The 7,169-nt window shown below is 63.2% G+C and carries 5 protein-coding genes; all 5 read left to right on the forward strand.

The genetic code is table 11. The annotated features are described in order from the left end of the window. Positions 1 to 56: 56 nt before the first annotated feature. Positions 57 to 1,337, forward strand: a complete 1,281-nt coding sequence (locus E2583_RS05285) for a nitrate regulatory protein (protein ID WP_043370814.1) — start codon at positions 57 to 59, stop codon at positions 1,335 to 1,337. A 252-nt stretch (positions 1,338 to 1,589) separates the two neighbouring features. Next, the gene (locus E2583_RS05290; RefSeq protein ID WP_291593759.1) at positions 1,590 to 2,861 is read left to right on the forward strand and encodes a CmpA/NrtA family ABC transporter substrate-binding protein; all 1,272 of its coding nucleotides are present in this window, start codon (positions 1,590 to 1,592) and stop codon (positions 2,859 to 2,861) included. Between the two features lie 26 nt (positions 2,862 to 2,887). Next, positions 2,888 to 3,880, forward strand: coding sequence for a nitrate ABC transporter permease (gene ntrB / locus E2583_RS05295; RefSeq protein WP_291593761.1), 993 nt, complete (start codon positions 2,888 to 2,890; stop codon positions 3,878 to 3,880). Between the two features lie 108 nt (positions 3,881 to 3,988). Further along, the gene (locus E2583_RS05300; protein ID WP_043370817.1) at positions 3,989 to 4,801 is read left to right on the forward strand and encodes an ABC transporter ATP-binding protein; all 813 of its coding nucleotides are present in this window, start codon (positions 3,989 to 3,991) and stop codon (positions 4,799 to 4,801) included. Between the two features lie 289 nt (positions 4,802 to 5,090). After that, positions 5,091 to 7,169 (forward strand): nitrite reductase large subunit NirB (gene nirB, locus E2583_RS05305; RefSeq protein WP_291593764.1); only part of this gene is annotated, 2,079 nt, incomplete at its 3' end.

A 7,169-nucleotide genomic window follows, 5' to 3' on the forward strand; every position in this document is an offset into this window, starting at 1 on the left:
ATGGCATGAATCGTGCTGATCGTCGATGGCATCAACATGACGACAAGCACTACCCCATGAAAACGCCTCTGCACTATCTGGTGGCTGCAAGGCAAAGCGAGATTGCCGAGCTGGAGCAGATCAGCCGCGCCAGCAGCCTGGTGGCGAGCATGTCCGAGCTCGTCCATGCGCTGCAAAAAGAGCGCGGTCTCTCGAATATCTTTCTGGTCAGCGGCGGCGCACAGGCGCAGCAGAGCCTGCTCGACCATGGCCTTCATGTGGACCAGGTCATGGGGCGGGTCTGTCTCGCCCTTGAAGAGCTGGGCGCGCGGGCGCCGGGTGCGCATGGCGCTCGCTTGTTCAATGCGATCGCCAATGCGCTGCAAGGCTTTGAAGCCCTGCCGCTGCTGCGCCGTCGGCGCAATGCGCTGCAGCTGAGTGCCGAGGACTGCACGCAGGCGCTGATCCGCATGATTGCGGCCTGCCTGACCGTGGTGTTCGAGGCGGCGGACAGCGCTTGCGATCCCGATATCGCGAAATTGCTGGTGGCGCTGTTTCATTTCATGCAGGGCAAGGAGCTGGCGGGCCAGGAGCGCGCCACAGGGGTCGCGGCGTTTACCGCAGGGGTCGGCAGGACAGAGCGTCAGCGCCATTGGCTGCATCTGATCGAGTCGCAGGAGCGCTGCTTTCAGGTGTTTGCAGACTTCGCCAGCCCCTCGGGGATGGAGCGCTGGCAGCAGCAATGCGGGGCCTGTCCCGATATGACGGTGATCGAGCGGCTGCGGCGCCTGGGCTGCACGGCCGGGGACGGCATGGCGCTGGACTGCAGCCTGAGCTCGCCATGGTTCGAAGCCTGTTCCAGCCGGCTCGATGCCATGCACCAGATTGAGGCATTCCTGGCCGAGGAGCTGCAGGCCCAATGTCTGCGCAAGCTGGAGCAGGCCGGTGCCGCTCTGAGTCAGCAAAAGGCGCTGCTGGAGATGCAGCCGCAGCCTGAGACTCGCGCCGAAGCGGCTGCAGCCTTTCTGGGAGCCACGCAGCCAGCCGCCTCCTTGCCTGCTGAGGGCGCATACGGGCTGCAGCTCGAGAAGAGCATCGTCTTGCTGGTGCAGGAGCAGTCCATGCGCCTGCAGGACATGCAGACCGAAATCGACAAGGCGCGCGCCACGCTCAAGGAGCGCAAGACCATAGAGCGGGCCAAGGGCGTGCTGATGAACTACCGCCAGCTCAGCGAGGGCGAGGCCTACAAGCTGATCCGCCAGACGGCCATGAACCAGAACCGGCGCATGCTGGATGTGGCCGAGGCGATTCTGGCCACAGTGGACCTGCTGCCTGGCAGCACCAATTCATCGCTTTGACAGCGTTGTGTTTGTTGCGCTGCACCAAATATGGGCCAAAACCGGGGGGCAAAGCCTGCTCCACCTCTGATCAGGGGCTGGCATGGTTTGTGCATGACTGTTGATGTCAAGCAGACCAAAGGCGGTCGCGCTTAAAGCGTTATTACGAGTGACCTGGGACAACGGCGTCCTTTTCTCCTCACACCCGAGGAGGGAAGGGCGCCTTTTTGTTTTCCGGATCGCCTTCACCACGATTCTTGATGGAGTTTTCTCATGAGCCAGCGCCTTTCTTCGACTACTGCTCCCGCGCCGGAGCCCGTATCTGCCGGTGGCCGGCGTGAGTTTCTGCGCGTGGCCGGTGCCGCGGCACTCTATGGCACGCTGGGCCACCATGGCGCCTGGGCCGCAGGCTCCGACGCGCCGGAGAAGAAAGAGGTCAAGATCGGCTTCATCCCGCTGACCGATTGCGCCAGCGTGGTCATGGCCTCGGTGCTGGGCCTGGACCAGAAATACGGCGTGAAGATCGTTCTCAGCAAGGAGGCGAGCTGGGCCGGCGTGCGCGACAAGCTGGTCAACGGCGAGCTGGACTTCGCCCATGTGCTCTACGGCCTGGTCTACGGCCTGCACCTGGGCGTGGGCGGCCCCAAGAAGGACATGGCCGTGCTCATGGGGCTGAACAACAACGGCCAGGCGGTCACGCTGTCCAAGGCCCTGGCCGACAAGGGGGCGGTCGACGGAGCCAGCCTGGCCAAGGTCATGGCCAAGGAAAAGCGCGAATACACCTTCGCCGGCACTTTCCCCACCGGCACCCACGCCATGTGGATGCATTACTGGCTGGCGGCAGCAGGCATCAACCCTTTGTCCGAGGCCAAGCTGATCACCGTGCCGCCGCCCCAGATGGTGGCCAATATGCGTGTGGGCAATATGGATGGCTTCTGCGTGGGCGAACCCTGGAACCATCGCGCCATCATGGACGGCATAGGCATCACGGCCAATACCACGCAGGACATCTGGAAGGACCATCCCGAGAAGGTGCTGGGCACCACGGGCGAGTTCGCGCAGAAGAATCCCAATACCTGCCGCGCCGTGATGATGGCGATTCTCGAAGCCGGCCGCTGGATCGACGCCAGCCTGCAGAACAAGACGAAGATGGCCGAGACGGTGGCCCAGAAGTCCTATATCAATACCAGCGTGGACGCCATCAACCAGCGCATTCTGGGGCGCTACCAGAATGGCCTGGGCAAGACCTGGGACGACCCCAACCACATGAAGTTCTTCAACGACGGGGCCGTGAACTTCCCCTATCTGTCGGACGGCATGTGGTTCCTCACCCAGCACAAGCGCTGGGGCCTGCTCAAGGCCCATCCCGACTATCTGGCCGTGGCCAGGCAGATCAACCGCATCGACCTCTACCAGCAGGCGGCCAGTCAGCTCAAGGTCAGTGTGCCCAAGGATGTGCTGCGCAGCAGCAAGCTCATGGACGGCGTGGTCTGGGATGGCAAGAACCCGGCCCAATACGCTGACGGCTTCAAGATCAAGGCCTGAGGCCGTCACCCTAACGGAGAACCATCATGGTCAGTGCCGCACTTCATTCGCCGCTGGAACTCGATCCCCCGCACGACCCCCAACTGGCCGCTCTGGCCGCCAACGATGCACAGCTGGAAACTGCAGAAAAGACAGCTGGCAACGCAGATATTGCAAGGGCTGAAGTGAAAAAAGATACCGCTGTCGTCAAGGCACCTCCGTCGGTGATCTCGACCCCGCCCGGCCGCTGGCGCCGGCGCGCGGAAGCGTTTGCCGGCCAGGTATTGCCGCCGCTGCTGGGGCTGGCGCTGCTGGTCGGCCTGTGGTCGCTGGTCTCCAGCACCACCGGAAAGAGCATTCCGACCCCGGCCGAGACCTGGGAGCAGGCCTTGCAGGTGTTCAGCGATCCCTTCTATCGCAACGGACCCAATGACCAGGGCGTGGGCTGGAACGTGCTGTCCTCGCTGCAGCGCGTGGCCCTGGGTTTCGGTCTGGCGGCACTGGTCGGCATCCCTCTGGGCTTCGTGATCGGGCGCTTCAGCTTTCTGTCGCGCATGTTCAACCCCTTGATCAGCCTGCTGCGTCCGGTGTCGCCGCTGGCCTGGCTGCCGATAGGCCTGCTGGTGTTCAAGGGCGCCAATCCGGCAGCCATCTGGACCATCTTCATCTGCTCGATCTGGCCCATGGTCATCAACACCGCCGTGGGCGTGCAGCGTGTGCCCCAGGACTATATGAATGTGGCACGCGTGCTCAATCTGTCGGAGTGGAAGATCGCCACCACCATTCTGTTTCCTGCGGTGCTGCCCTATATGCTGACCGGCGTGCGCCTGGCCGTGGGCACGGCCTGGCTGGTGATCGTGGCCGCCGAGATGCTGACTGGCGGCGTGGGCATAGGCTTCTGGGTCTGGGACGAGTGGAACAACCTCAATGTCAAGAACATCATCATCGCCATCTTCGTGATCGGCATCGTGGGCCTGGTGCTGGAGTGGGCCCTGGTCAAGCTGGCCTCGGCCTTTACGTTTGAAGAGGTCAAGACTTAACCCACCCCTGAGCCGCGCCTTCGGGCGCGTCACCCCCTCAAGGGGGCACCACCGGTGGCCCGGCAAAGCCGGCGCCACGGTGGCCTCGGAAAAAACAAGGAGTACCTCATGCATACATCTCTCAGCACCAAGTACATCGAGATCCACGGGGTGGAGCAGACCTTCAAGACTGCCAAGGGACTGTTTCCCGCACTGCGCGACATCAATCTGAACATTGCCAAGGGCGAGTTTGTCAGTCTCATCGGGCACTCGGGCTGCGGCAAGTCGACACTGCTCAATCTGATTGCCGGCCTGACGATTCCCACGGGCGGTGCATTGCTGTGCGCCAACAAGGAAATCAAGGGCCCTGGCCCCGAGCGTGCGGTGGTCTTCCAGAACCATTCGCTGCTGCCATGGCTGACCTGCTGGGGCAATGTGCATCTGGCCGTGGAGCGCGTCTTCGGCAAGCGCGAAACCCGGGCGCAGCTGGCGCAGCGCACCGATGCAGCGCTGGCCATGGTGGGGCTCAGCCATGCGGCGCAAAAGCGCCCCGGAGAGATCTCGGGCGGCATGAAGCAGCGCGTGGGCATTGCCCGCGCCCTGTCCATGGAGCCCCAGGTGCTGCTCATGGACGAGCCCTTCGGTGCTCTCGACGCCCTCACGCGTGCCAAGCTGCAGGACGAGTTGCTGGAGATCGTGGCACGCACCCAGAGCACGGTGGTCATGGTCACGCATGATGTGGACGAGGCCGTGCTGCTGTCCGACAAGATCGTGATGATGACCAACGGGCCTGCGGCCACGATTGGCGAGGTGCTGCATGTGGCGCTGCCACGCCCGCGCAGCCGGGTGGAACTGGCCGAGGATGCCCGCTATCAGAGCTACCGCAAGGCGGTGATCGACTTTCTCTACACGCGCCAGGGCCACGTGGAGAAGGCGGCCTGAGCCTTTTTGATTTCAAGCTGCATGGCGCCTTGGGGCGCCATGTTTGTTTTGCACAGCAATAAAGCGGCCATGCACAAAAGCAGTGCATGCCGCAGGATGGAATAGTCTGTGCAGGCTGAGAAAAGCTGGCACAGCAATTGCGTGTTGTTCAGCGTGGCCAAGGTGGGTCACCGGGGGATGGTGCAAGGCTGGACCAGAACCCACAGACAAAGACGTCTACGCGTTCATGCAAGTCATGAAGCGCGCAGACGTCTTTTTTTTGGCTTTGCAAATGCCCACGGGGACTCAGATGAAAAAATCCAAACTGGTCATGATTGGAAACGGAATGGCAGGCGTGCGTGCGCTGGAAGAGCTGCTGGCCATTGCCCCCGATCTGTACGACATCACGGTCTTCGGCGCCGAGCCGCATCCCAACTACAACCGCATTCTGCTGTCGCCCGTGCTGGCCGGCGAGCAGACGCTCAGCGATATCGTGCTCAACGACTGGTCCTGGTACCAGGACCACCATATCCTGCTGCACGCCGGCTATACCGTGACGGCCGTCGACCGAGCCCGGCGCACTGTGCATGCGGTCAATGCCCAGGGCGAGACCGCCAGTGCCGAGTACGACCGGCTGATCATGGCGACGGGCTCCAAGCCCTTCATCCTGCCTATCCCTGGCAAGGACCTGGAGGGCGTTCTGGCCTACCGCGACATTGCCGACACCGAGGCCATGATCGAAGCGGCCAAGACATTCAGGCATGCAGTGGTGATCGGCGGTGGCTTGCTGGGACTGGAAGCGGCCAACGGCCTCATGAAGCGCGGCATGCAGGTCACCGTGGTGCATGTCGGCGACTGGCTGATGGAGCGCCAGCTCGATGATCAGGCGGGCCGCATGCTGCAGAAATCGCTGGCCGAGCGCGGCATGCAGTTCTGCATGCAGGCGCAGACGCAGGCGCTGCTGGGCGACGCCGGCGGCCGCGTGCGCGCCGTGCGTTTCCAGGATGGCAGCGAGATCGCGGCCGAACTGGTGGTGATGGCCGTGGGCATTCGCCCCAGCACCGAACTGGCAGAGTCCATGCACCTGCATGTGAACCGGGGCATCGTGGTCAGCGATACGCTGCAGACCGTGACTGATCCGCGCATCTATGCCGTGGGCGAATGCGCGGCACACCGAGGCATTGCCTATGGACTGGTGGCGCCCTTGTTCGAGCAGGGCAAGGTACTGGCCAACCATCTGGCGGAGTTCGGCATCGGTCGCTATCTGGGTTCGCTGACCTCGACCAAGCTCAAGGTCACGGGCATCGATCTGTTCTCTGCAGGCGATTTCCAGGGCGGCGGCGATACCGAGGAAATTCTCATGAGCGATCCCTACGCGGGGGTCTACAAAAAGCTGGTCATCAAGGATGACAAGCTGGTCGGTGCCTGCCTGTACGGCGACACGGTGGACGGCAGCTGGTACTTCAAGCTGCTGCGCGAGGGCCGCAGCGTGGCCGATATCCGGGACAAGCTGATGTTCGGCGAATCCAATCTCGGCGATACCGGCCACCAGGGGCAGAGCAAGGCCGCGGCCATGGCCGATGGCGACGAGGTCTGCGGCTGCAACGGCGTGACCAAGGGCGCGATCTGCAAGGCCATCAAGGACAAGGGTCTGTTCACGCTCGACGATGTGCGCAAGCACACCAAGGCCAGTGCCAGCTGCGGCTCCTGCACCGGGCTGGTGGAACAGATCATCATGTTCACGGCTGGCGGCGACTACTCGGCAGCCCCCAAGACCAAGGCCATGTGCGGCTGCACCGACCACGGGCACCAGGCCGTGCGCGATGCGATCCGCGAGCACAAGCTGCTGAGCACCGATGCGGTGTTCCGCTTCATGGAGTGGCGCACGCCCAATGGCTGTGCCTCCTGCCGCCCGGCCGTCAACTACTATCTTGTAAGCACCTGGCCCAAGGAAGCCAGGGACGACCCGCAAAGCCGCTTCATCAACGAGCGCAGCCACGCCAATATCCAGAAGGACGGAACCTACAGCGTGATTCCGCGCATGTGGGGCGGCGAGACCACGGCCTCCGAGCTGCGCCGCATTGCCGATGTGGTGGACAAGTACCAGATCCCCACCGTGAAGGTCACGGGCGGTCAGCGCATCGATCTGCTGGGCGTGAAAAAGGAGGATCTGCAGGCCGTCTGGAACGATATCGGCATGCCCTGCGGCCATGCCTATGCCAAGGCACTGCGCACGGTCAAGACTTGTGTGGGCAGCGAATGGTGCCGCATGGGCACGCAGGACAGCACCCGGATGGGCAAGGACCTGGAGCGCGCCATGTGGCGCATGTACGCACCGCACAAGGTGAAGTTCGCGGTCAGCGGCTGCCCGCGCAACTGCGCGGAGTCC

The sequence above is a fragment of the Comamonas sp. genome (genome assembly GCF_009360615.1).
GTDB lineage: Bacteria > Pseudomonadota > Gammaproteobacteria > Burkholderiales > Burkholderiaceae_C > Comamonas.